The organism is Pseudomonas sp. P5_A2_2 (genome assembly GCF_054177685.1).
Genome location: NZ_JBGCUL010001037.1, coordinates 1 through 1,517, shown reverse-complemented (window position 1 = coordinate 1,517; position 1,517 = coordinate 1). Strand labels below are relative to the sequence as shown.

Annotated in this window: 1 protein-coding gene; it reads left to right on the top strand. The window is 61.2% G+C overall.

The window, feature by feature from the left end:
• Window positions 1-1,517, top strand: a 1,517-nt coding sequence (gene glgX / locus ACXRVY_RS28550) for a glycogen debranching protein GlgX (protein WP_458238898.1), incomplete at both ends; no start/stop codon positions are given.

Here is a 1,517-nt window from a genome sequence, read left to right as displayed (position 1 = left end):
CCCGAAAACCTGCGCGGCACCTTTGCCGGGTTGATGGTCGATGATGTGATGGAGCACATCCGCAAGCTCGGCGTGTCGACCGTGGAGTTGCTGCCGATCCACGCTTTCGTCAATGACCAGCACCTGCTGCACAAGGGCATGACCAATTACTGGGGCTACAACAGCATCGCGTTCTTCGCCCCCGACCCGCGTTACCTGGCCAGTGGCAAGATCGCCGAATTCAAGGAAATGGTCGCGCACCTGCACGAAGCCAATCTGGAGGTGATCCTCGACGTGGTCTACAACCACACCGCCGAGGGCAACGAGCAAGGCCCGACCCTGTCCATGCGCGGTATCGACAATGCGTCCTACTACCGCCTCAAGCCCGATGACAAGCGCTTCTATATCAACGATTCCGGCACCGGCAACACCCTGGACCTGAGCCATCCGTGCGTGCTGCAAATGGTCACCGACTCCCTGCGCTACTGGGCCTCGGAAATGCATGTGGACGGCTTCCGCTTCGACTTGGCGACCATCCTCGGGCGATACCACGATGGCTTCGACGAGCGCCACAGTTTCCTCGTGGCCTGCCGCCAGGACCCGGTGTTGCGTCAGGTCAAACTGATCGCCGAACCCTGGGACTGTGGCCCCGGCGGTTATCAGGTGGGCAACTTCCCCCCGGGCTGGGTCGAGTGGAACGATAAGTTCCGCGACACCGTGCGCGCCTTCTGGAAAGGCGACGACGGCCAACTGGCGGACTTTGCCAGCCGCCTGACCGCGTCAGGCGAGATGTTCAATCAGCGTGGTCGCCGCCCCTATTCATCGGTGAACTTCGTCACCGCCCATGACGGCTTCACCCTCAACGACCTGGTGTCGTACAACGACAAGCACAACGAAGCCAACGACGAAAACAATCAGGACGGCAGCAACAACAACCTGTCCTGGAACCACGGCGTCGAAGGCCCCACCGACGATCCCGACATCAACGCATTGCGCCATCGGCAGATGCGCAATTTCTTCGCCACCCTGCTGCTGGCCCAGGGCACGCCGATGCTGGTGGCTGGCGACGAGTTCGCCCGCACCCAGGACGGCAACAACAATGCGTACTGCCAGGACAGCGAGATAGGCTGGGTCAACTGGGACCTCAGCGAAGACGGCAAGGCCCTGCTCAAGTTCGTCAAACGCCTGATCAAGTTGCGCCTGACCTATCCGATCCTGCGGCGCGGGCGTTTCCTGGTGGGTAATTACAACGAGGACATCGGCGTCAAGGACGTGACCTGGCTGGCGCCGGACGGCACGGAAATGACCACCAGACATTGGCACGATGCGCACAATCGTTGCCTGGGCATGCTGCTTGATGGTCGCGCCCAGGAAACCGGCATTCGCCGCAAAGGCGCCGACGCAACGTTGATGCTGGTGGTCAACGCGCATCACGACATCGTCAATTTCCGGCTACCGGAAGTGCCTGACGGTGGTTTCTGGACGTGCATGATCGACACCAACCAGCCGTCGATCCACGGCCAGGAGCGCTTCGAGTT